This window comes from Streptomyces sp. NPDC054765, assembly GCF_053612065.1.
On record NZ_JBSHBP010000055.1, the window covers coordinates 1 to 23,250 of the forward strand.

At 70.8% G+C, this 23,250-nt stretch carries 21 protein-coding genes; 5 read left to right on the plus strand and 16 right to left on the minus strand.

Features of this window, described 5'->3' with window-relative positions:
* Positions 1 to 201 precede the first annotated feature (201 nt).
* The 4 genes from ACWGJY_RS28170 to ACWGJY_RS28185 all read right to left on the minus strand — a co-directional run bounded on the left by ACWGJY_RS28170 (position 202) and on the right by ACWGJY_RS28185 (position 7,210).
* Positions 202 to 3,489 carry an AAA family ATPase gene (locus ACWGJY_RS28170; protein ID WP_453263666.1) on the minus strand — a complete coding sequence of 1,096 codons (3,288 nt, stop codon included), beginning with the start codon at positions 3,487 to 3,489 and terminating at the stop codon, positions 202 to 204.
* On the minus strand, positions 3,486 to 4,652 hold the full coding sequence (locus ACWGJY_RS28175) for an exonuclease SbcCD subunit D (RefSeq protein ID WP_453263667.1): 1,167 nt from the start codon (positions 4,650 to 4,652) through the stop codon (positions 3,486 to 3,488). The genes ACWGJY_RS28170 and ACWGJY_RS28175 overlap by 4 nt, the downstream gene beginning before the upstream one ends.
* Positions 4,653 to 4,845: 193 nt before the next feature.
* Positions 4,846 to 6,351, minus strand: coding sequence for an APC family permease (locus ACWGJY_RS28180; RefSeq protein ID WP_453263668.1), 1,506 nt, complete (start codon positions 6,349 to 6,351; stop codon positions 4,846 to 4,848).
* Between the two features lie 232 nt (positions 6,352 to 6,583).
* On the minus strand, positions 6,584 to 7,210 hold the full coding sequence (locus ACWGJY_RS28185; protein WP_453263669.1) for a YigZ family protein: 627 nt from the start codon (positions 7,208 to 7,210) through the stop codon (positions 6,584 to 6,586).
* A gap of 261 nt (positions 7,211 to 7,471) precedes the next feature.
* On the opposite strand from ACWGJY_RS28185, the gene ACWGJY_RS28190 reads away from it, so the two are divergent.
* Positions 7,472 to 8,260: a type VII secretion system-associated protein gene (locus tag ACWGJY_RS28190; protein ID WP_453263670.1), complete on the plus strand. Its 789-nt coding sequence runs from the start codon at positions 7,472 to 7,474 to the stop codon at positions 8,258 to 8,260.
* Between the two features lie 172 nt (positions 8,261 to 8,432).
* Positions 8,433 to 8,840, plus strand: a complete 408-nt coding sequence (locus tag ACWGJY_RS28195; RefSeq protein WP_453263671.1) for a CoA-binding protein — start codon at positions 8,433 to 8,435, stop codon at positions 8,838 to 8,840.
* A 269-nt stretch (positions 8,841 to 9,109) separates the two neighbouring features.
* Here ACWGJY_RS28195 and ACWGJY_RS28200 read toward each other — a convergent pair whose 3' ends face one another.
* Both ACWGJY_RS28200 and ACWGJY_RS28205 read right to left on the minus strand, forming a co-directional pair.
* Positions 9,110 to 9,667, minus strand: coding sequence for a YbaK/EbsC family protein (locus tag ACWGJY_RS28200; protein ID WP_453263672.1), 558 nt, complete (start codon positions 9,665 to 9,667; stop codon positions 9,110 to 9,112).
* A gap of 42 nt (positions 9,668 to 9,709) precedes the next feature.
* On the minus strand, positions 9,710 to 10,282 hold the full coding sequence (locus ACWGJY_RS28205) for an XRE family transcriptional regulator (protein ID WP_453263673.1): 573 nt from the start codon (positions 10,280 to 10,282) through the stop codon (positions 9,710 to 9,712).
* 106 nt (positions 10,283 to 10,388) lie between these two features.
* Between ACWGJY_RS28205 and ACWGJY_RS28210 the strand changes: the two genes are divergently transcribed.
* Positions 10,389 to 11,258 (plus strand): EamA family transporter, encoded by an 870-nt coding sequence (locus ACWGJY_RS28210; protein ID WP_453263674.1) that lies wholly within the window; start codon positions 10,389 to 10,391, stop codon positions 11,256 to 11,258.
* A gap of 46 nt (positions 11,259 to 11,304) precedes the next feature.
* On the opposite strand, the gene ACWGJY_RS28215 is transcribed toward ACWGJY_RS28210, so the two are convergent.
* A complete protein-coding gene (locus ACWGJY_RS28215) occupies positions 11,305 to 12,063 on the minus strand; it encodes an acyltransferase (RefSeq protein WP_453263675.1) in 759 nt (252 codons plus the stop codon).
* A gap of 149 nt (positions 12,064 to 12,212) precedes the next feature.
* Between ACWGJY_RS28215 and ACWGJY_RS28220 the strand changes: the two genes are divergently transcribed.
* Positions 12,213 to 12,752: a gamma carbonic anhydrase family protein gene (locus ACWGJY_RS28220; protein ID WP_453263676.1), complete on the plus strand. Its 540-nt coding sequence runs from the start codon at positions 12,213 to 12,215 to the stop codon at positions 12,750 to 12,752.
* A gap of 82 nt (positions 12,753 to 12,834) precedes the next feature.
* On the opposite strand, the gene ACWGJY_RS28225 is transcribed toward ACWGJY_RS28220, so the two are convergent.
* From ACWGJY_RS28225 to ACWGJY_RS28265, 9 genes are all read right to left on the minus strand, one after another.
* Positions 12,835 to 13,599, minus strand: coding sequence for an enoyl-CoA hydratase/isomerase family protein (locus ACWGJY_RS28225; RefSeq protein WP_453263677.1), 765 nt, complete (start codon positions 13,597 to 13,599; stop codon positions 12,835 to 12,837).
* Positions 13,600 to 13,621: 22 nt separating this feature from the next.
* Entirely contained in the window at positions 13,622 to 14,755 is a 1,134-nt protein-coding gene (locus ACWGJY_RS28230) for a cytochrome P450 (protein ID WP_453263678.1), read from the minus strand.
* A 236-nt stretch (positions 14,756 to 14,991) separates the two neighbouring features.
* Positions 14,992 to 16,356 (minus strand): cytochrome P450, encoded by a 1,365-nt coding sequence (locus ACWGJY_RS28235; RefSeq protein ID WP_453263679.1) that lies wholly within the window; start codon positions 16,354 to 16,356, stop codon positions 14,992 to 14,994.
* Between the two features lie 10 nt (positions 16,357 to 16,366).
* A complete protein-coding gene (locus ACWGJY_RS28240; protein ID WP_453263680.1) occupies positions 16,367 to 16,957 on the minus strand; it encodes a GTP-binding protein in 591 nt (196 codons plus the stop codon).
* Positions 16,932 to 17,312 carry a DUF742 domain-containing protein gene (locus tag ACWGJY_RS28245; RefSeq protein WP_453263681.1) on the minus strand — a complete coding sequence of 127 codons (381 nt, stop codon included), beginning with the start codon at positions 17,310 to 17,312 and terminating at the stop codon, positions 16,932 to 16,934. Before ACWGJY_RS28245 ends, ACWGJY_RS28240 begins: the two co-directional genes overlap by 26 nt.
* Positions 17,309 to 17,722 carry a roadblock/LC7 domain-containing protein gene (locus ACWGJY_RS28250; RefSeq protein WP_453263682.1) on the minus strand — a complete coding sequence of 138 codons (414 nt, stop codon included), beginning with the start codon at positions 17,720 to 17,722 and terminating at the stop codon, positions 17,309 to 17,311. Before ACWGJY_RS28250 ends, ACWGJY_RS28245 begins: the two co-directional genes overlap by 4 nt.
* Entirely contained in the window at positions 17,719 to 18,966 is a 1,248-nt protein-coding gene (locus tag ACWGJY_RS28255; protein ID WP_453263683.1) for an ATP-binding protein, read from the minus strand. Before ACWGJY_RS28255 ends, ACWGJY_RS28250 begins: the two co-directional genes overlap by 4 nt.
* 434 nt (positions 18,967 to 19,400) lie before the next feature.
* Positions 19,401 to 19,748 carry a DUF4333 domain-containing protein gene (locus ACWGJY_RS28260; RefSeq protein ID WP_453263714.1) on the minus strand — a complete coding sequence of 116 codons (348 nt, stop codon included), beginning with the start codon at positions 19,746 to 19,748 and terminating at the stop codon, positions 19,401 to 19,403.
* A gap of 139 nt (positions 19,749 to 19,887) precedes the next feature.
* Positions 19,888 to 20,886 (minus strand): alpha/beta hydrolase, encoded by a 999-nt coding sequence (locus ACWGJY_RS28265; RefSeq protein ID WP_453263684.1) that lies wholly within the window; start codon positions 20,884 to 20,886, stop codon positions 19,888 to 19,890.
* 298 nt (positions 20,887 to 21,184) lie between these two features.
* Here ACWGJY_RS28265 and ACWGJY_RS28270 point away from each other — a divergent pair, with 298 nt between their 5' ends.
* A complete protein-coding gene (locus ACWGJY_RS28270) occupies positions 21,185 to 23,230 on the plus strand; it encodes an ATP-binding protein (protein ID WP_453263685.1) in 2,046 nt (681 codons plus the stop codon).
* Positions 23,231 to 23,250 lie beyond the last annotated feature (20 nt).

Sequence of the window (23,250 nt, forward strand, 5' to 3'; positions counted from 1 at the left end):
GCGCAGTCGGCGGCGCGGCGCAGTCGGCGGCGCGGCGCAGTCGGCGGCGCGGCGCAGTCGGCGGCGCGGCGCAGTCGGCGGCGCGGCGCAGTCGGCGGGGCGGCGACCGCGGTGCTCGACCACGAGGGCCGGTACATCGCAGAGCGCGATGCGAGGGGATGCGCGCCTGCGAGATCGACGGGTCCGCAGCCACGGCCGGGGTCAACGCCGGAAGCCTCCCCCGGAGTCGATGACCTCACCCGTGATCCGTACGCGGTGCCGGACCGTGGAGCCCGAGCGGTCCTTGACGACCTCCAGCTGGGAGGGAATCCGCGCCTTGAGGTCGGGGACATGGCTGACGATGCCGACGCTGCGGTCGCGTTCGCGCAGTGAGTCCAGGACGTCCAGCACCTCGTCCAGGGTCTGTTCGTCCAGGCTTCCGAACCCCTCGTCGATGAAGAGGGTGTCCAGCCGGGTGCCGCCCGCCTCGTCGGTGACGACATCGGCGAGGCCGAGCGCCAGCGCGAGCGAGGCGAAGAAGGTCTCGCCGCCGGAGAGGCTGGAGGTGTCCCGTTCGCGGCCGGTCCAGGCGTCGATGACGTGCAGCCCCAGGCCGGAGCGCCGGGCGCCGCCGGCCCGTTCGTCGGAGTGGACGAGGGTGTAGCGGCCGGCGGACATCCGGTGCAGCCGGGCCGTGGCGGCGGCCGCGACCTGTTCGAGCCGGGCGGCGAGGACATATGACTCCAGACGCATCCGCCGCTCGTTCTCGGAGGACGTGCCGGAGGCGAGTGCGGCCAGGCGGGCGATGCGGGCGTGGGCGGCGCGCAGCGGGGCCAGTGCGCGGGCGTCGGCGTCGGCGCGGGCGGAGAGCCGGTCGAGCTCGGCGCAGCGTTCCCGGGCGGTGGCGTGGGTGGCCGACGCCGTGCGCAGTCGTGCCGCCGCGGCCTGGTGCGCGGTCTCGGCGCCGGCCGGGTCCGCGGGCGGCTGCGCCGCGGCGGCGGAGGCCTCGGGGTCGGCCAACTCCGCTTCCACCGCGGCGGATTCGGCTTGCCATTCGTCGAGCCGCTGTTGCAGCACCCGCCATTCGCCGTCCCGCAGCAGTGCCTCAGCGGCGGCCTGCGGGGTGTCGAATCCGGCGCGATGTGCGGCGTCGGAGAGTCCGGCGCCGGCGTCCTTGAGCCGCTGGGCGCAGGCGTCCGCCGTACGGGCCGCCTCCGCCGCCGCGGTGAGCAGGGCGATCTGCCGCTCCAGCCGCGCGGCCCGGTCGGCCACGCTCGGACAGTCGCCCCGCGCCCGGGTCAGCTCCTCCTCCAGGGCGGCCCGTTCGCGGTCCAGCGCCGCACGATGGGAGGTGCGGGCAGCGGCCCGGCGCTCGGCCTGCTGCTGCTCGTCGCGGCGCCGTTCGTATGCGTGCTCGGCGCGTCCGAGCGCCTCGCGGGCGGCCTGGAGGCCGGCGCCGAGCGCCTGGGCGCGGGCGAAGCCGGCCCGCAACTCCTCCGCCTGCGTGGCGAGTTCGGCGGCCGGGGTGTCCCCTGCCGTGGCGGCCGCGGCGGCCAGCGCCTCTTTGCCGGACTGCCAGCGGACCTCCGCCTGCTGCCGGGCCTCCTCGGCCTGGCGGTGGGCCTCCCGGGCGGCTTCCTCTGCCGTCCGGTCGACATGGTCCGCGTCGGCACGGGCCGGGTCGGGGTGCTCGGTCGCGCCGCACACCGCGCACGCCTGCCCCTCGCACAGCCCGTCCGCCAGCTCGGCGGCGATCCCGCGCAGCCGGCGGTCCTTGAGATCGAGCCAGTGCTCATGGGCGGCTGCGGACCGCTCCCGGGCGGCGAGCAGTTCCCCTTCCGCCGACCGCACCCCGGCATCCAGCCGGTCGCGTCGACGGGCCGCTTCCCAGCGTTCGGCGGCCGGTTCGATCCGGGCGCCGAGCTGTTCGGCCCGGCCGGCGGCTTCCTGCGCCGTCTCGATCCGCCGCTGGTGGGCGCGCTGGGTCTCCCCCCAGGTGGCGAGCCACTCGGCGGCGTCCAGCAGCGTCTGCTCATCGGCGCGCGCCTCACGGTCGAGGCCGGCCCGCTCCCGGCCGATGTCGGCGGCTCGCCGCTCGGCCCGCCGGGCCGCCCCGAGGGAGCCCAGCTCTTCCCTCAGCTCCCCCTCCCGGGCGGCGAGTTGATCGCTCTCGGCGTCGGCGAGGGCGGACGGCAGCGGGCTTCTGTGCCGACGCTCGGCGCGCTGCGCGGCGTCGAGTTCGTGCCAGGCGGCGTCGCGCAGCGCGAGTGCGGGCGCGACCTCCGCTGCCGACCGGGCCCGCTCCAGCCTCTCGCGGGTACGCTCCCGCTCGTCGGCGCGGTCCGCGAGCCGGGCGGCCCGCCGCCGGGCGTCCGCGTACCGCTGCTGGAGCCGGTCCCGCTCACGGGCCTCTTCCCACCGCCCGGCCGCCCGGTGCTCCGCGGTCTCGGCGGACTGCGCCGCGGACCGCGCCACCGCCAGCCGTTCCCGTGCGCTCACCCGGGCGACGGCCGCCCTGACCAGTACCGCCTCGGCGAAGCCCGGCTCGCCGGGGCCCGGTGTGGCGGGGTCCTGCGCGGCGGCGGTACGGCCCGGCGCGGCCTGCCCGCCTCGTCCGCCGCCCTCCACGGACCCGGCCTGACCCGGCACCGTCGCCCTCATCGCGGCCACCGCCGTGACGCGGCCGCGTCCACCGGCCGGCGCGCCCGCCACCGGCCCGCTCCGGTCCGGCGCCGGCACCGACGGATCGGTGAGATCGGCGCTCTCACCGGCCGCCTGCGCCATCCGGTGCGCCAGCGCCAGCAGTCGTTCGTCGCCTGCCGTGACCGTGTCCGCGGCGGCCTTCCGGCGCGCATTGAGCTGCTCTTCGAGGGCGGCGAACCGCCGGGTGTCGAAGAGCCGCCCCAGCAGCCGGGAGCGAGCCTCCGCATCGGCGCGCAGAAAGCGCGCGAAGTCGCCCTGCGGCAGCAGCACCACCTGGCAGAACTGCTCCTTGCTCATACCGAGCAGCTGGCCGATCTCCTCACCGATCTCCTGGTGCGAGCGGCTCAGCGCCTTCCAGTGGCCGGCCGAGCCGTCCACCGGCCCGTCGCCGTCCGCCGCTCCCCCATTGCCGTCTGCCGCTCCCCCGCCGCCGGACCCCGCCGGGACGAATTCCCGCAGCCTGCTCTGCGCCTTCTCCTTCGTCGTGCCGCTGCCCCGCTTCTTGGGGCGCGGCTGCTCGGGGAGCCGGGTGATCTCCAACCGCCGTTCGCCGACGGTCAGTTCGAGGACCACCTCGGTGAGGGTCAGCGGATCGGCCAGGTCGCTGCGCAGCGCCTGACCGCTTAGCCGCGCCCCGGGAACCGACCCGTACAGCGCAAAGCACACCGCGTCCAGGACCGAGGTCTTGCCCGCGCCCGTCGGGCCGTGCAGCAGGAACAGGCCGTCGCGCGAGAGCCGGTCGAAGTCGATGGTCTGGGAGCCGCCGAAGGGCCCGAAGGCGGTGAGGGAGAGCCGGTGCAGCCTCAACGCGCCACCTCGGCCGCCATCTCGTCGACGCGCACCTCGTCGATCGCCGAGCGCAGCTCGGCGCGCTCCTGCTCATCGGCCACCCGGCCGGACCGTACGTGTTCCACGAAATCCTCGGCGATCTCCTGGTCGCTGCGCCCGCGCAACCGCTGTGCATAGGAGGCCAGCGAACGGGTGGGCCCCTCGTCCGGGTCGAAGACGAGGCTGACGATGTGCGGGAAGCGCCGGGCGAGCCGGGCCATGGGCTCGTGCGGGCGGACGGTGTCGGTGAGCGTCACCTCGACCCAGGACTCCTCGTGCCGGGCCGGCTCCGGGTCCTCCAGCACCTGTTCCAGCGGTCCCCGGATACGGGCCAGCGGCCGCGGCACCGGGCAGTCCACCCGCTCCGCGCGCACGGCGCCCTCCGCGTCGAGATCGACGATCCAGGAAGACTTGCGGTGCGCGGCCTCGGAGAAGGAGTAGGCGAGCGGCGAGCCGGAGTAGCGGACCCGCTCGGTCAGGGCCTGACAGCCGTGCAGATGCCCGAGGGCGACGTAGTCCACGCCGTCGAACACGGCCGCGGGGACGGAGTCGACCCCGCCGACGGAGATATCGCGCTCGCTGTCGCTGACCGCACCCCCGGTGACAAAGGCATGCGCCAGCACCACGGAGCGGGTCCCGGCCGGCCGGCCGGCGAGGTCGGCCCGTACCCGCTCCATCGCCGCGCCCAGCACCTCCGCATGGCCGGCACGCCGTGCGCCGAGGGTGTCGCGCACCATGGCGGGTTCGAGGTACGGCAGCCCGTAGAGCGCGACCGGGCCGTGGTCATCGGCGAGCAGCACCGGGGTGCCGCACCCGGACGGGTCGGTACGGAGATGGATTCCGGCCCGCTCCATCAGTCCGGACCCGACGCCCAGCCGGCGGGCCGAGTCATGGTTGCCGGAGATCATCACGGCCGGGACGCCGAGACCGGCGAGCCGGTGCAGCGCGTCGTCGAAGAGCTCGACGGCGGCGAGCGGCGGCACCGCACGGTCATAGACATCGCCGGCGACCAGCACCGCGTCGATGTCCCGGGCGCGCACCGTCTCGACGAGATGATCGAGGAACGCACGCTGCGCGGAGAGCAGGCTCACCCGGTGGAAGGACCGCCCCAGATGCCAGTCGGATGTGTGCAGAAATCTCACCTAGCGGCTCCGACCTGCATGTTTTCCCCTCAGAGAGCCCTCGAACCTGCACCGGTACAACCGGGTCGGATACCCGGTCCCCGCCTGAGCGGTGGCCGACCGCACTCCGCCCGTCCCGGGCCCTCATTCTTGCACCCGCATCCGGGGCAGATGTGCGGGGAAGCCACTTCGCACCGAACGGCGCGGGACGGTCTCAGCCGTCCCCGGCGGCCCCTACCGTGTCCCCGGTTCCCGGTTCCCCCACATGCACGCCGGCTCGCCCGGTGTCCGGATCCGCGCCGTGCAGATACTCCTCGCTGATCCGTTTCGGCCCGAACGGCCACTCCTTTTCGTAACGGGCCCATGCGAGGAAGGCCACCACGCCCGCCCCGACCCACGCCAGCGACCATTCGACGGGGTCCCTGCCAGGTGAGTTGCGGTCCGCGAAGCCGTAGATCACCAGCCAGCCGGCCAGTGCCACGACGCTCGGCAGCGGATAGAGCCACATCCGGTACGGGCGGCGCAGTCCCGGCTGGCGGCGGCGCAGCACGGTCACCGCGGCGACCTGGGCCAGCGACTGCACGATCACCATGACGGTGGTCAGCAGCTGGATGATGGTGGCCAGGTCGGTGTGCCGTCCGATGAGGAAGCCCGCGGCCATCACGGCTCCCATGGTCAGCAGGCCCAGTACGGGGAAGCGGTGACGAGGGTGGAGCGTGCCGTACGGGCGGAAGAAGACCCGGTCGCGGGCGGCGTCGTAGGGGACCCGGGAGCCGCCGAGGAGGCCGGTGAAGACGGAGGCCACTGCGGTGACGAGGATGAGCACGGTGACGGTGTCGGCGGCGCCCGTGCCCCAGGCCTTTTCCAGTACGGCGGAGGCAACGGAGGAGGACGCCGTGGAGTGCGGGTCAAGCATGTCCTGCCAGTTCACCGTGCCCAGGGTGCCGATCTGCAGGAGCAGATAGATCGTCATGATGCCGAGGATCGAGGTGATGACGGCGCGGGGGATGGTGCGGCCGGGCTGTCGGACCTCGGCGCTCATGTACGCGATGGTGTTGTAGCCGAGGTAGTCGTAGATGCCGATCGTCAGGCCGGCCGCGAAACCGGCCCAGAAATGACTGGCCGTCAGCTCGAAGGCATGGGCGGGGTAGGTGAAGGCGCGCTGGGGGCTGAAGTGGGTGAAGGCGGCGGCGATGACCAGGACGACGGAGGCGATCATCACCGTCCACAGGACGACGGTGAGCTTGGCGATGTTCTCCACCCGCCGCCACAGCAGCACGATGATGCCCGCGGTGACGACGAGGCCGACGAGGTCGCCCTGCCCCGGGCTCATGTCCGGCCACAGATAGCCGAGATACTGCACAAAGCCGATCACGCCGGTGGACATCCCCAGCGGGATGAAGAGCATGGCCGTCCAGACGAACAGAAACGGCATCAGCTTGCCGGTCCGGTACTGGAACGCCTGCCGCAGATAGACATAGCTGCCGCCGGCGCCGGGCAGCGACGCCCCCAGCTCGGCCCAGATCAGTCCGTCGGCGAGCGCCAGGACCGCACCCGCGAGAAACCCGGTCACGGCTTGCGGTCCGCCGAACGCAGCGACCATCAGCGGGATGGTCACAAAGGGCCCGATGCCACACATCTGACTCATGTTGATGGCGGTGGCCTGGAACAGACCGATCCGGCGGACGAATCCCACGCGCTCATCGGGAAGTTCAGGCATGGGGAAGCCCTTTCTCGTGCCGGCCCGCGCACCGGTTTCGCGGCCTGTTCCCGCCGCGCCACAGGCTGACACGATCCGCGCCCCGGCGCACCGGTCCGCACCGAACTTTCCGTCCCCCGGTGCCGGCCTCGCCCCCCGTCGCCGAAACCGGCCCCTCCGCCGGAATGGCCCCGTCGGCGCCCCGGCCCCTCACCCGGCCGGCGCCCCCGGAACACACCGGCCGCCCAGCCGCTCAGAGCTCCCCGTACGCCTCGCCGCCGAGCTCCAGCCTCGCCGTGCCGGCGGTGGTGTCCGCGAGCCAGGCACGGAAGGCCTCCAGATCGGCTTCCGGCAGCCCGACCTCGATGCACACCTCCGCCCCGTAGGTCACCTCCCGCACCGCCCGTCCCGTCGTGCGCAGATCGTTCTCCACCCGGCCCGCGCGCCGGTGGTCGACGGTGACCGTCACCAGGCGGAAGCGCCGCCGGGTGACCGTGCCCAGGGTGTCCAGCGCCTCGCCGACGACACCGCCGTACGCACGGATGAGGCCGCCCGCGCCCAGCTTGACGCCGCCGAAGTAGCGGGTGACGACGGCGACGACATAGCGGACCTCACGGCGCACCAACATCTGCAGCATCGGTACGCCGGCGGTACCGCCCGGCTCGCCGTCGTCGCCGGCCTTCTGGATGCCACCGTCGGCGCCCAGCACATAAGCGAAGCAGTGGTGTCGCGCGGTGGGGTGCTCCTTGCGGATGCGCGCGATGAAGCCCTGGGCCTCGGCCTCGGTCGCGACGGGCGCGAGCGCGCAGAGGAAGCGGGACTTGTTGATTTCGATCTCGTGGACGCCCTCGCGCGCGAGCGTGCGGTACTGCTCCTGCATCGGACCAGCCTATGCGGCCCCTGTGACAAGCGGACACCGGCCGCTCCCCCGGACTGCGCCGCGCTGAGGTGTCCGCCGTAAGGGCGCGGGTGTCCGCCGTACGGGCGCAGTCCGCACGGCCAGGCGGCGTACCCACCCCGTCCGCACGGTGCGTCGGTGAGACGTCCGCCCCGCCCGTGGGCACTGTGAGGTCAGTGCGAGAGCCTCGTGTTCCGGGGCCCCGCTCGTACGTGTAGGAACGGCGGGTTTGCGGAGGGCGGCATGGAAGAGAGCACACAGTCGGCGATGACGGCGGGAGTTCCCGTGACGGGCGAGGAGATGCCCGAGCCCCCGCCGGAGGTCATCGAGGCGGCACGCACGGCACCCGACCACTGGCTGGCCATGGTGGATCTGACCTGGCGGGAAGAGGGGCCACCACCCCTCTGGGCACTGATCGGGCAATGGCGCTCGGACGCCACGGGCGAGATCGTGGAGTGGCGGGACAACCCGGAGTACCGGCCGTCGCCCCAGATGCTGGACTGGGCGGAGCCGGCCGATGCGGTCGACAGCGCGATCCAGCTCGCCGCGACCGGTTACGGACCGGGAGAGGCCGTCTCCGAGGCGCTGGCGCGCGCGGAGGTCTCCGTACTGGTCACCGCGACCGGTACGCCGCTGGCCGCCGCCTCGCCCGAGGGCACCCCGGTGATCCCCGTCTACACCTCGCAGAGCTACCTCGAATCGGTGGGCCGTCTGCTGTACGACCGGCGGCCGGTGGCCGAACTCGTCGAGCAGCTGCCGCCGGGCCATGCGCTGTACCTCAACCCGACCGGCCCGGTGAGCATGCTGGTGGACACCGAGGAGCTGCGCGCGACGCTGGCCGGGTCGTCCAAAACGGCGGACGAGCCGCGGGAGGCGGCCGTGCCCGTGGCGCCGCGCCCGGGTACCGGCGCCGGCGGGGCCGAGCCGGTGGGCAGCGGCCGGGGCATCGGCAAGCCGGCCCGCGCCGCGAAGGGCAGTACCGCCGTCGGGGCCGGGCTGGCCGGCAGCGGAATGGCCCGCGGCGCGAACTGAGCCGCCGGCCCCGAGGACCCGCCCCGCCCGTCTTCCCCTTCGGGCGGGGCGTCTGCCGTGCGGCGCGCCCACCGGTGCACGCCGCACGGCCTTGTCGTCTCCCGCGGCGGGAATCTCCGGGGCGCACCGTCCGTTGACCGCACAAGTCCCTTCCCTTCGCAGGAGGCAGTGCGTGTACGGCGACACCGGCACCATCCGCAGGATCCTCACCGAGCTCGGCGACACCTGGGCCGTCGTGGGCCTGTCCCACAACGAGCAGCGCGCGGCGTACGGCGTCGCGGAGGTGCTGCAGCGCTACGGCAAGCGGATCGTGCCGGTGCATCCGAAGGCCGAGACGGTCCACGGTGAGCAGGGGTATCCCTCCCTGGCCGCGATTCCCTTCCCCGTCGATGTGGCGGATGTGTTCGTCAACAGCGAGCATGCGGGCGCCATCGCCGATGAGGCCGTGGCGGTCGGGGCGAAGGCCGTCTGGTTCCAGCTCGGGGTGGTCGACGAGGCGGCCTGGGACCGGGTGCACGACTCCGGGCTCGACATGGTGATGGATCGCTGTCCGGCCATTGAGATTCCCCGTCTGGGCTGAGCGGCGGGTGCATGGACGTCCGGGCACGGTCGTCGCCCGAGCCGCTCGGGCGTTGCGCGGGTGGTGCGCCGAGCGGGGCGTGACCCGGGTCGGTCTGCCTGCCTGCCTGCCTGCCTGCCACCGACGGTGCCGAACCGCCGTACCGCAGCCCGGGTTTCACGGAGCACTCCACAGCGCTCTCGCTGAATCTGCGGTCCGGCGCGTTCGTCCCGTAGGGCCCGGCCGACGAGCTACGGCCCGACCGCCGTCCACCGTCCGCCGGACCGGCTCTAAGCGATACCCAGCCCGTCCAGGACCGTGGCACCGGGCAGTTCGGCCAGTGCCTTGCCCGGCACGATGAGCTTGCCGCGGCGGCTGCCGCTGCCGATCAGGGCGTAGGGGATATCGGCGGCGGCGGCATCCACCAGCAGTGGCCAGCCGGCGGGCAGGCCGATCGGGGTGATCCCGCCGTACTCCATCCCGCTGTCGCCGACCGCCTTGTCCATCGGCGCGAACGAGGCCTTGCGGGCTCCCAGTTGACGCCGCACCGCACCATTGACGTCGACGCGGGTGTGGGAGAGGACGACGCAGGCGGCCAGGGTGACGTCGCCGCCGCGCTTGCCGGCCACCACCACACAGTTCGCCGACTGGTCCAGGAGCCAGGGCCCGTAGCGCTCGACGAGCAGGGCGGTGTCCGCGATGGCCGGGTCCGTGTCGACATAGCGCAGCTCCCCGACCGGTACGGATCCGCTCCAGGCGCGGATCGCGGCGGCCACCGGCCCGGTCAGCAGGTCCAGGCACTCGGCAGCGGGGCGGACCTCGTCAAAGGCATCCATCGGCACGGGCATGACGCCAAGTTAACAGTCGCGCCGGAGGGGCGGCGGACCGTCTCAGCGGGCGAGCGGGATGATCACCGACATGGTCATCTCGACCGGTTCCCCACCGTCGTTGCGGTAGCCGTGCGCGACCTTCGCCTCGAAGGACGCCGAGGCCCCGGCGGGCACCGTGTGCTCCTCGTCGTCCACGACCAGCGTCAGCGTGCCGGACCGGACATGGAGCAGCTCCACGGTGCCGGGCGGATGCGGGTCGGAGGTGCTGCTGTCGCCGGGCATCAGCCGCCAGTCCCACAGTTCGTACGGCCCGGGTGCCTCGGCGCCCACCAGGAGCGTGGTGAAGCTGCCGGCCTCGGTGGACCACAGGCGGACCGCCTCACTCGGCGCCACGATGCGTACCTGCGGCCCCTGCTCGTAGTCGAGGAGCGTGGTGATGCTGACGCCGAGCGCGTCGGCGATCTTGACAGTGGTCCCCACGCTCGGATTTGTCCGGGCCTGCTCAATCTGGATGATCATTCCACGGCTGACCCCGGCACGGGCCGCCAGCGCATCGAGGGTGAAGCCGCGCTCGGCGCGCCAGTGCTTGAGGTTGCGGGCGAGCGACTGCGTGAGCTGGTCGAGGTCCGTCACGGTCCGTCCAAGTCGATGGGCAATATATTGAATGCCGCGATGCAGTCTGTTGCACTACGGTGTGGTGTACTTCAGCGTCCGGTTCACTGTACTGCGAGGTTTCACCATGACAGCGGTCTTCGCCTTGGCCACCAGTCTTCTGTGGGGGCTCGCCGACTTCGGCGGCGGACTGCTCACCCGACGCCTGCAGGCACTGACCGTGGTGGTCGTCTCGCAGACGCTGGCCGCCGTGGCGCTGGGCGCCGTCGTGCTGGCCACCGGCGGCTGGCGGGAGGCCGGACCGCAACTGTGGTTCGCGGTCGGGGCGGGCGTCGTGGGTCCCGCCGCCATGCTCTGCTTCTACCGTGCGCTGGCGCTCGGGCCGATGGGCGTGGTCTCCCCGCTCGCCTCGGTCGGCACCGTCCTCGTACCGCTCGGCGTCGGGATCGTGGCGGGCGAGCGGCCGGGGCTGCTGCAGGCCATGGGCATGGTCGTGGCCGTGATCGGCGTCCTGCTGGCGGGCGGCCCGCGGATCAGCGGCGCTTCCGTGGCCCGCCAGACCGTTGCGCTGACGCTGGTCTCGGCGCTCGGGTTCGGCGCGGTGATGGCGCTGATCTCGGAGGCGTCCACGACCGTGACCGGGCTCTTCCTCGCCCTGTTCGTCCAGCGGGTGTGCAATGTCGCCGTCGGCGGCGCCGCCCTGTACGCGTCGGTACGGCGCGGCACCCCGGCACTGCCCGAGGGCGGTCTCACGGCCCTTTGCGGCGCGCTGCCCGCACTCGGCTTCGTCGGGATCGCCGATGTCGCCGCCAACGGCACCTACGCCCTGGCCGCCCAGCACGGGCCGGTCACCATGGCGGCGGTGCTCGCCTCCCTCTACCCCGTCGTCACCTCGCTCGCCGCCCTCGGCGTCCTCAAGGAGCGGCTGCGGGCGATCCAGACGGCCGGGGCCTCCCTCGCGGTGGCCGGCTCGGTCCTGCTCGCCTCCGGGAGCTGACGCGGACCGGGGCCGACGGCGGGCCCCGGCCCTGCCTGACGGCGGCTCAGGACGCCTCGTACGTCTCCTTGGCTTCCTGCGCCTGCCAGGCCCGCAGCGCGAGCAGCTGGTCCGGGGTGACGCCCTCGGGGATCGGCACCGGCGCCGGCGTCCGCAGCGGCGGCTGCCAGCCCTCCCGGGGATCCCAGCTGCGGACGACCCTCGCGGGCGCGCCGGCGACCACCGCATGGTCCGGCACCTCACCGCGGACCACGGCCCCGGCCGCGACCACCACATTCCGGCCCAGCCGCGCCCCGGGCAGGATCACCGCCCCGGTACCGATCCAGCTGCCGGCGCCGATGGCCACCGGATCGGTGCGCGGCCACTGCTTGCCGACCGGCACCTCGGGGTCGTCATAGCTGTGGTTGGTGGTGGTGACGTACACACCGGGGCCGAAGAAGCAGTCGTCGCCGATCGTCAGCCGGACATCCGCGATCACATGGCTGCCGCGGCCCAGCACCACACCGTTTCCCAGCGTGAGGATCGGGTCCGGGCCGAGATCGAGGTCCGGCATCATGCCCGCCGTCAGCGTCACGTCCTGGGCGATGATGCAGTGGTCGCCGAGCTCGATCCACGGGTCACCGAAGACCGTGCCCTGCGGGAAGGCGAGCCGGGTGCCGGTGCCGATCCGGCGGAAGCGGTAGGGGCCCGGCCGCTCGGCCGTGACGGCCGCGGCCTCCCTCACCCAGCGCGCGCCACGGTGGACGGCACGCGACACGGCCCGGCGCCGCCAGGCCGCGACGGATGAGAACACGTTCTGGTTCATCGGCACTCGCACACCGTACTCAGCCGGCCGGCCGGCGGGCCGCACGGCAGGCTGTGATCTTCGCCCCACCGACGGCCGCCCCTGCCCGGCGCAGCGGCCGTCGTCTACGGTGCTGTTGGCGCGGCGCGGAACAGCGAGGAGATGCAGAGATGACGGGACGGGCGTTGATTTCACCGGTGGGCGGCAAGGAGCCGAGGGTCGACCAGGAGGCATTCACCGCCCCGACGTCCGTCGTGCTCGGCGAGGTCACCATGGCGGCGGGCGCCAGCGTCTGGTACCACGCGGTGCTGCGGGCCGACTTCGGCCCGATCGTGCTCGGCGCCGACAGCAACATCCAGGACAACTGCACGGTGCATGTGGACCCCGGTTTTCCGGTGACCGTCGGCGCGCGGGTCTCGGTCGGTCACAATGCCGTCCTGCACGGCTGCACCGTGGAGGACGACGTCCTGATCGGCATGGGTGCCACGGTGTTGAACGGGGCCCACATCGGCGCGGGCTCCCTGATCGCCGCGCAGGCACTGGTCCCCCAGGGCATGCGGGTGCCGCCCGGCTCACTGGTCGCCGGGGTACCGGCGAAAGTCAAGCGGGAGCTGACCGGCGAGGAGCGCGAGAGCATCAAGCTGAATGCCGCGATGTATCTGGAGCTGGCGGCACGGCACCGGGAAGACGTGCCGGACGCCGGGGGCTGACCCCGGCCGGTCGGCCGGGGTCCGGCGGGCACGACCGGGCAGGAACCGCACCCGTACCCGCACTGCCTCCCCTGGCGCCACGTCAGCCGAGCGGTTTCGACCCGGTGGCCGCCAGCACCGACGTCAGCATCTCCGCGTCGAAAAGGGTGGCGTCCGCCAGACGGTTGGCGCCCGCGTAGGCGTTCATCATGAGCTTGGCGGTCCGCAGGGCCAACGGAGACCTGCGGACCAGCGGCCTGGTCCACCGCGCGATGACCTCGTCCAGCTCGTCCTCGGGAACGACCTTGTGGAGCAGGGCCAGCTCGGCCGCCTTCGCCGCATCGAAGCTCTCACCGGTCAGGATCAGCTCGCGGATCCTGGCGGCTCCCGCCTCGTTCAGCAACCGTGGCAGCACGCCTCCCCAGGCGGGCGGCAGGCCCAGCGCGAGCTCCGGCAGCCGGAAGCGGCAGTTGTCCGCACCGGCCCGCAGATCGCAGAACACCGCGAGCGCGATGCCCGCGCCGATCACTCCGCCGTGCAGCCGGGCGATGGTGACCGCGCTGGTGGCCGCGAGCCCTTCACACACCCGCCGCGCCTTGTTGCCCAAGGAACGAAGGGCCGCCCCGGAGGGGTCCGCGGCGAGGGATTCCGCGAACTCCCGGCGGTCTCCGCCCAGGCAGAAATCCGCTCCCGCGCCGGAGAGAATCACCACCCGTATCTCGGGCCGGTCGTGCAACGTCGCGCACACCGTCAGCAGTTCGTCGAGGATCGGCTCGCAGAGCGCATTGCCGGTTTCCGGGCTGTTCAACTGGACGTTGAGTACGGGGCCCTGCTGGGTGACAGCAAGGGTCTTGTAGCTATCGATCACGACTTCTTCTCCTACGGCGCTGTCAGGACTCGACCACGGACAGCGCCACGAGCCGTCGGAAGGCCACTCGCGGCTCCCATTCGGGCGTACGGCCCAGCCGCAGGCCGGGGAAGCGTCGGAGCACGGCGGTCAGCAGAGTCGTCGCTTCCAGCCGGGCCAGCGCGGCGCCGAGACAGTAGTGGATCCCGCCGCTGAAGCTGAGGTGGGTGGCCTTGCGGCAGACGTCGAAGAAGGCGGGATCGGCGTACTGCGCGGGATCGTGGTGGGCGGCGCCGACCATGAGATGCACCATCTCGTCCTTCGCCACGGGGACGCCCGCGAGCACGGTGTCCTCAGCGGCGACCCGGCTCACCACATGCGTCGGGGCGTCGTAGCGCAGGATCTCTTCGACGGCCCCCGGTATGTATTCCGGGTTGGCACGCAACCGCGCCATCTGGCGCGGGTGTTCGGCGATCAGCCACCCCATCGTGGACAGCAGGTTCGAGGTGGTCTCCAACGACGCCAGAACCACGAACAGGGCGAGTCGGAAGACGGCCTCGTCCGCGGCATCCTGATGTGGTTCGAACTCGTCCCAGGTCCTCAGCCACCCCGAGATCGGGTCATTTCCCGGCGCCCGGCGGCGTTCCCGCACCAAGGCGATGAAATACTCGCGCAGAGTCTGGGTTGCGGCATCCGCCTGCGCCAGCTGACTCGCCGAGGGCAGCAGTTCCTGGGCGAATACCTGGTCCCGGGCGAGTGACCGCAGCAGCGGATAATCCGCGGTCGGCAGGCCGAGCCATTCCCCTATCGTGATCACCGGCAATTCGTCACTGACGAGGACACCAAAGTCCGTCTCGCCATCCTTCAGACTTTCCGCGAGCCGATCGAGTAGTTTCTCGGTGGTGCGCTCGACCGAAATTCTTATGCCGTCCAGGGACTTCCGGTCGAATATATTGCCCGCCGCCCGCCGGACCTGTGTGTGGTGCGGTGGATTGAGGCCGGGCAGCGAGTCTGCCATTTGCTGCGAACAAAGGGTCGTCCAACGGGTCGTCGCACCCTGCCGAGCCCGCCAGTCGCTGTCCGGTACCAGCCATGACTTGTTGCGCAACACGTGACAACACAGGCTGAAAGAGGTCACCAGTTGGCCGCCCCAAGGTGCCGGAACAATATCGCCCATCGATCGGAGTTCAGCATAGTGTGCCCAGGGATTCGCTTGACCATCCGATGACCGAAGGCGAGAAAGTAGCCTTACCACAGAGCGCCGGTCGACGGACGAGTCAATTGACGGGACAACCACGGAGGGTTCCACTTGAGAACTCCTTCATTCAATCCATCAGGCCAGGAAGACCAAACCTAACTACCCAAGCGACTGAATGTTTACACCCATGGGAAAGCTCACCCTTGTTGCGAATTTCACACCTTCCACCAAGAAAGGAATGAGCTCCACCACTTACCTTTTTGACCCCCCATCCGGTCCTGTCCAGAGGCGCCTTCTGCCGTGTGGTGAACCGTCGCGGCGGAAGCGGAGGCACGCCGCTCGGGCCGCACCGGGGTGAAGCGGGCGGGCAGCGCTTCCAACGCCCGGTGGAACGGACCCGGTCGCCAGGTCAGGCTTTCCGCAGGCAAGGCCAGATCGATGTCCGGCAGGGCGTTGAGCAGTTTCTCGATGGCCAGGACGGACACTAGCAGGGCGGGATCCTTGCCGGGGCAGGCGTGCGGGCCCGCGCTCCAGGCGAGATGCGCCCGCTTACTGAGCATTTGACGACCCGTCGAGAGGTTCGGGTCGGTGTTGGCGGCTGCGAAGCTGATGACCACGGGATCGCCGGCCGGCAGCTTGGTGCCCCCGAGATCCACGTCGTGCACCGGGTAGTGCACACCGTAGTTGGCGATCGGAGCGCTGTTCCAGAGCACATCGTTGATGGCATCGTCGACCAGCAGTCCGGCCGCGTGCTGGCCCCCGGCGTACTTCTCATCGGTCAGCAGCAGTCGCAGCGCGCTGGAAATGATGTTCTGCGTGGGTTCCGTACCCGCCGCCATGAGGGTGACGAGCTGATGGACCATCTCCTCGTCGGAGAGCCCGGACGGGTGCTCCATCAGCCAAGAGGTGACGTCCTCGCCCGGCGACCGCCGCTTGAGCGCCACGAGTTCCAGCAGCGCCTCGGTGAGGACTTCGTTTGCCTTCTCCGCGTCGACTCCGTCAAAAATGCCCGATATGCCAAAGACCAGGCGGTCACCGATCTCGGCAGGGCAGCCGAAGAGGTCGTTGAAGACCAGCAGCGGCAGCAACTGGGCGTAGTCGGCGACCAGATCCGCTCGGCCACGACTGCTGAACTGGCTGATGAGATACGCAGCAACGCGGTCGACATGACGGCTCAGCCGGTGTGTGTCCACCCGGGCCAGACTCGCCGTGACCGGCTGACGCAGCCTCATATGGTCGGCACCGTCGGAAAACAGACAGTTCGGCCGGTACATCATCATCGGCAGGACCGGGCTGTCCAGCGGCACGCGGCCCTCGTTCAGTGCACGCCAAAGGCGAGAATCCCGCGCAAAGACATCCGGATTCTGCAGCACATGGAGCGCCGCTGCGTAGTCCGTGACGAGTTCGACGTCCACTCCGGGGGCCAGCTCGACGGGCGCGCTGGGTCCGTACTGCCGCAGCATGTCGTAGAAAGCGTCCGGCGCGGCGGCGAACTCCGGCCCGTGCAGCGGCACCCTTTCGCCGTCGGCGTGCGCGGGGCAGCCGGGCGGCGGAGTCTGGAATTCCGAGTGAAATTGCATTCCTGTGCTCCTAGTTGACGCGGGACTGTAGGTATCGGACGAGCGCGATCAGAGAATCCGCCGAAGAACGCTGATCCCGTGCGTCACAGTGGACGACGGGCGTCTCAGGAAGCAGGTCCAGCGCCTCCCGTATCTCATCGAGCGAATGCGAGGGAGTCCCGTCGAACCGGTTCACGGCGATGGCGTACGGGATTCCGTAGTGCTCCACCAGGTCCATGACAGGGAAGGACTCGTCAAGCCGGTGTGGGTCGACCAGGACCAGCGCACCGAGCGCCCCCCGCGTCATGTCTTCCCACACCTGAACGAACCGCTGCTGTCCGGGCGTTCCGAACAAGTAGAGGACGAGCTCCTCGCTGAGCGTGAGCCGGCCGAAGTCCATGGCGACCGTGGTCGTGGTCTTGCTCGGCGCACCTTTCGGATCGTCAATTCCGGCGCCGGCCTGCGTCATGATCTCTTCGGTCCGCAGCGGCGGAATCTCGGACATCGTCCCGATGAACGTTGTCTTACCCACCGCGAAATGTCCGACCACGAGGATCTTCGCCGCGGTCTGCACTGAATTGCGCAGGTACACGCCGTCATCCAAAGCGGGCCTGGAGCCCATTCAGCACCTCCTCAAGGATTTTCCGGTCGACAAGCTGAGCGCTCGGTATGGGGGCACGCGAAAAAAGATGGCCCTCCCTCGCGAGATCGGACACCAGAATCTTGACGACACCCACCGGCAGCCGGGTGTACCCGGCTATCTCCGCGACCGAGAGAAAGCCCCCCGAACACAGTTCCAGCAGACGGAGCTTCTCCGGATCGAGAGGCTTCGTCCGGGGTGGTTCCGCATGCACGGTGACCAGAGTGATCAGCGAGAAGTCGCTGCCGTCAAGAAGATCCCGGCCGTTGGTGATGACGTACGGCCGCACTAATTCCGCTGCTTCGTGTTCCAGCTCCGGCTCGTCATCGGTGGTCATGGCTGAATATCAGCCCTCTCACGCGGCGGGCTGGTCAGTGCCTTGCCGAGCTGGCCGACCAGCTGTTGCATACGGAACGTGATCTCCGCCATGTCGACGTCGGGCGACGCCGAGAGCGCGAGATACGCGCCTTCACCGGCCGAGATGAGAAAGACCCAGCCGTGGTCGAATTCGACCAGCGTCTGCCGCCATTGTGCCCGGCTGGTGGATGCGCCGCCGTGACAGAAGTCGGAAACCGTCCGGCTCAGCGACTGCATTCCGCTCATCGCGGCGGCGACGGTATCGGCGTGATCCCGGCCGACCTCCTTCGAGCGTGCCATGAGCAGGCCATCGGCGGAGACGAGAATGGCATGCTGCGCTTCGGGCAATTCCAGAGCACTGTCAAGCATCCACGACAGATCGTAGTTCACTGAACCTCATGCCCTTCATCGCTTGCATTGGTGGAACGACGGCCGGATTGCGTACCGCGCTGGAATGCGCCCATGACGGACGCGGCTCGTGCGCTGTCGAAGGCCGGGGCCGGGGTTTCCGTGCTCTCGGTTTCGGTCGGCACGATGGATATCGCACCGCGGCGGCGGCGCTTCGGCAGCCCGCCGGCCGTCGTCTCGGGAGCCGGCGGGGCGGGCTCCGGGTGCCCCAGGGACGGGGCGGCTCCGGGAGCCGGGTATCCGGGTGCCTGGTGCCGGGGGGCGGCAGGGACCGGAGCGGGGCCGCCGGGGGCCGGTTGGCCCGGATAATTCTCGGGCGGCAACGGGGCGGACGCGGCCACGGCAGGACTCTCCTCGGGCTCGTGCAAGGACGTCAGTAGATCGTCGGGGAGCAGGACGACCGCGCGCACACCGCCATAGGGAGAGGTCGAATCCACCGAAACGCTGAACCCGTAGCGGGCGGCGAGCACACCGATGACGGTGAATCCGAACTGCGGCGGGTTACCGAGGCTGGAGACGCTGGCCGAGTTCTCACTCGACAGCAGCTGGGCGGCCCGCGCCTTCTCCTCCTCGTTCATACCGACACCGGCATCGTCGACGACGATGCACACGCCCCGGGGCACCGGTCGGATATTGATCTCGATCATCGTTTCCGGCGCCGAATAGCTGGTGGCGTTGTCCAGCAATTCGGCAAGCACCAGCGCAACCGGTTCCACGGCGCGGCTCACGATGGCGAAATTGCTCTGCGACCGGATCTCGACGCGCGTGAAATGCCGGATACGGCCCTTCGCGCTGCGGACCACATCGTAGAGCGAGGCATTGTGCCGTCGCCGGCCGAGCCAGCCGTCGCAGAGCACCGCGATGGACTGAGCGCGCCGTGCGAACTGCGAGTTCATGTGATCGATGTCGAGCAGATCCTGAAGGATCTTGTGCTCGCCATAGGTCTCCTGCAGCTTGGAAATCGTCAGCTGCTGCTCGCTCGCCAGACCCTGAAGGGTCCGCATGGCGGCCTTCAGCGTGGTCTTGGTGGCCTCCTCGGCCCGGTCCTTGGCCTCTTCCACGGCCTCCGTGTAATGGTTTTCCAGATTGGCGTAGCGCTGCTTGAGCTCAGCCTTTTCTGCTCGAAGCTCCGTGATCTTCTTTCTGCCGCGAATAATCGCGGTTGCGGCGACAGGGGTACCAGCGATCAAACCCCAGAGCGCTGGATCCTGGAAGTATTGCGTCATAGAACTCTCTTCGGACGACGGAGCCACCAGGTGTCGCATGTCTGGCCGCGAGGTTCAGCATCCATCGCGCTCCCAGACCTACGTGAACGGCCACGCGCAATCGCCTGCCAGAAAGCCATCAAAGGGCCGGCTAATGGCATAGTTCTCCCCGGGGTGGCGGTTTTCTTATGGCCAATGCACGGAATTTCTTTTTGCCATAGCAGGTGACTACCCCGTTGGCAAGTGCGATGATCTTAGCATCACAGCAACACCCGTCGTCCAACGCCGATCTGAGCACCGGACACACCTGAATGAGGTTCAACAAAGGCCAGTTTTGGGGCCATTGGGGGCGCTGCGGGGCCTCCGGGCAAGCGCGTCGCGCCACTCTTGACGGGCCATTGGCGCGTACTCATGTGACCTGGACCACACAAAATCAGGGGCCGGGTCAGCGAAAGTCAGCGATGCGGGGTGTCGTGGACATAAGTGATCTCACCGCCGCGGACCCGGACGACGCGTACGGTCATGCCGCGGTCGGTCCCCCGCAAGTAGTGCGCCGTGCAGTGGGTCCACGCCCCCTTGACCGCGCGCAGATCCCTGGCGCAGTCGACCGAGCGCGGCCCCCGGGGGATCACCGGAAGCGACAGATGGCCCGAGATCGAGCGGGCAACCTCGGCGCGCGGGACGGTATCGGCCGCCCCGCCCACCTCACTGGTCGCATCCCGCTCCCCCAGCCACCGGCTGCCCGCCGTGAGGCTCCCTGCCAGCAGAGCCGTGCCGGCCAGCGCCACACCGACGACTCGCATACTCCGCACGGGTCTCCTTCCAGCGGGCAGACCTCCCGCACCGGACGCGTCCAACGGCCGGGGCACGGACAATTCTTACGGGTGGCCCGGCGTCGGCAACAGGAGAACCCTGCCGTACCACCACCCGGGCGACGGTGCGTCAAACGGACGGCACAGGGCCCTGCATCTGCTCGCTGATCCAGTGCAGCGAGTCGGCCATCCGCCGGATATAGGTGTGACCGCTGTGCACACCGTCCGGTATTTCGAAGAGCGTGGAGTGGACCGGCCCGCCGGTGTAGTCGTTGATGAAGCGCTTCACATCGGGCACCGCCACCTCCTTGCTGCCGAGTTCGAAGGCCAGGTAGACGGGCAAGCTCTTCCGCGCGGCCAGCCGGCGCGCCAGGTGGCGTGGGTCATTGGCCCGCATCTCGGCCGGATGCCCCTGCCACAGCGGCGAATCCGGCGCCGTGTCGGGACCGTTGACGATGGCCGCCTTGAACTTCTGCGACTCCTTGAGCACGGCCTTCAGCGCGGCGAAGCCGCCGGACGAGGACCCCATGAAGGCCCACCCGTCACGGCTGTCGTACGTACGGAAGTTGGCCCGCGCGAAGTCCGGTACGTCCTCGGTCAACCAGGTACCCATCTTCGGCTGCCCCGGGATGTCACTGCCGTCGTAGTACCTCTTGCCCGGATTGAGCACCGGCATCACGACGATGAACGGCAGCGTCTTGCCCTGCCGCGACCATTCCGCCATCCGCTCCTCCAGGCCATAGGTGTCGCCGGCCCAGTAGTTGAACGGGTAGCCGTAGGCACCGGGCAGCGCGATCAGCACCGGAAAAGCGCTGCCTGCGTACTGCGGCTGGTGGTACTCCGGCGGCACCCAGGCCCAGATGTCGCCGGTGAAGCCGGACTTGCGCCCGTGCCATTTGGTCGTCACGACCTGGGTGCCGTTGGCATCGGTCGTACGGAACGGGGTGAAGGTGGAGCGCGGGCCGCGGGGCTCCACCACCCGCGGCTTGCCGTTGAGGGCGTCCGCGGCGTGGGCCCGCAGCCGCGGCACGCTCGAGGCGTCGACGATGTCCCGGCCGCCGCCACCGCAGCCGGCCAGCAGCCCCAGGGCCACCACATTCACCGCAGCACTGACGCGCAGGCACTTCATCGGGACGTTCTCCTCGGGTTCTTGGGCCGGGACCGCGGGCAGCCACGCTGCCACTGCGCTGCCGGTCGAAAGACACCACTCTAAGATCGCCCGGAGCGCCCTCGACGCCGACCCCGGCCGCCGTGACCTGGTGGTCCCTGCTCCCGGGTTGCGGCAAAGACATCCGGTCACGTCAAATGCGGCGACGGCGTTTCCCTCGTTCGATGAGCCCACGCGTGGTTTACCGGTCGGTCGGTTCTGGCATCGTTGGTGCCCAGTTCGCAAGGGCGCGGCGCTGTGCCCTGGTTGGGGATGACCGATGACCGCGTGGGCCGATGGCCGGCCACCGCCCGGCGTAGTGGGGCGGGTGGTTGAGCATGAGCAGGTGGCCGGGCTGCTGGACGGTGCTCCGCTGGTGACGCTCACCGGAGCCGCGGGGGTGGGCAAGAGTGTGCTGGCCCGCGCCGTCCTGGAGGAGCACACCGCTCGGCACGGCGGCAGGGTGGTCCGGGTCGGCTGCTGGGACGGCCTGGCCGAGGGCGGTCTGACCGACGCACTGCTCCGGGCGGCCGGGCAGGCGGACACCGCCTGCCGAGACGCCGCAGGCAGGCTCGCCGGGCGTACCGCCGGTCCCCGCGTCGGCACCACGGTGCCCGGCCGGGCGGGCCGGACGGATGCCGCAACGGGGTGCGCCCCCGCGGGCGGAACGGCCCTCGCGGCGCTCACCGCGCACTGCCGGCGGCATCGCGTGACCGTGCTGCTGGACGACTGCGACCCGCTGCGTGCCGAGTGCGCACAGCTGGTGCGACGGCTGCTGCGGGCCGACCCGACGCTGCGCATCGTGGCGACCGCGCGCTGCCCGCTGGGCCTGGCCGAGGAACGGGTCGTCGAGATCCCGCCGCTCGCGGTGACGCTGGGCGAGGGGATCGCCGGACCGGCCGTCGAACTGCTGGCCGCACGGACCGGTGCCGCGGCGCCCGAACTGCTGGTCGCGGTGTGCCAGGCCCTGGAGGGCTCACCACTGGCGATCGCGCTGGCCGCACACCAACTGGACCGGATGTCCTTGCCGCAGCTCGCGGCGCAGGTGGGCACGGACGGTGCGCTGTTCTACTCGGGACCGGCGGCGACCGCACGGCACACCTCGCTGCACGCCGCGCAGGCCGCGGGCTACGCCCTCTGCTCTCCCACCGACCGACGGGTGTGGGCGAGGCTCTCGGTGCTGCCCGACGATTTCGATCCCTGGCTCGCCGGATGTGTCTGCACGAGCAGTGACCTTTCGGCGGCCGCGGTCGACGGCGCACTCGAACGGCTCCGTACGGCCTCGGTCGTCGAACGCGTACGGGACGCGGGCGGCGCCCACGAAGGCACCGGGACCGCGCTGCCGCCGCGCTACCGACTGCCGCGCGCCGCCCGCGACTTCGGGCGGACGCAGTTGCGCGAGGCGGGCGAGGAGTCAGCGGCGCTACGGCGTTTCCGGCAGGCGTGTGCGGCGCTCGCAGCCGAGGCCCAGATCGCCTGGCAGGGCCCGAACCAGCAGGTCGCGGTGCGGCTGGTGGAGGACGAACAGGCCAATCTCGACGCGGCGCTGACCCGGCCGCCCCAGGACGCGGAGGATGCGCTCGGCGCCCTGGAGATCGCGGTGTCGCTGTGGTTCCACTGGGCCGCCTGCGGCTTCCGCCGGGAGGGGCGGGCCCATCTGGACCGGCTGTTGCTGCTCTCCCGGGACGACACCGCGCTGCGGGCTCGGGCGTTGTGGCTGGCCGGCTATCTCGCCGCGCAGGAGCACGCCCCCGCCGCCGCGGAGACGCTGCTCGACCAGGCGTGGACGGCGGCCGTGATGCATGCCGACGTCGACGGGCTGGCCCGTATCGCGCATGCGCACGGAGTGCTGGCGCTGTATCGCGGGAACACCACGGCGGCCGTGGCGTGTCTGGAGGAAGCGGCACAGCACCACTCCAGGGATCCGTGGTTCGGTCCGGGACCCGCCCACAGCTGGGCGCTGCTCGCCATCGCCCGCTCGCCGCTCGATGCGCAACGGGCGAGGGCGGCGGCCCGCCGCGCCTGGGAGACGCGGCACTCCGACGGCGATTTCTGGCTGTACTCGACGGTCCTCTACGCCCATGCCCTGACCGAGAGCGCCCACGGAAAGCCGACGGCGGCGCTGCGGGCCTGCCACAAGGCGCTGGTGGCCAAAAAGCTCATCGGTGACCCGCTGTTCATCGCGGGGGTCCGCAACATGCTGGCCGTGCTGCGGCGGACGGTGCGCGGCGGGGCGCCGCCGCGGGACGGCGCTGAGGAGCTGCCGTGGTGGCAGCCCGGCGGGCGGCCGCGGCCGTTCCTCTCCCGGCTGCGGGCGCGATCCTGAGGGCCGGTGCCGCGAGCGGC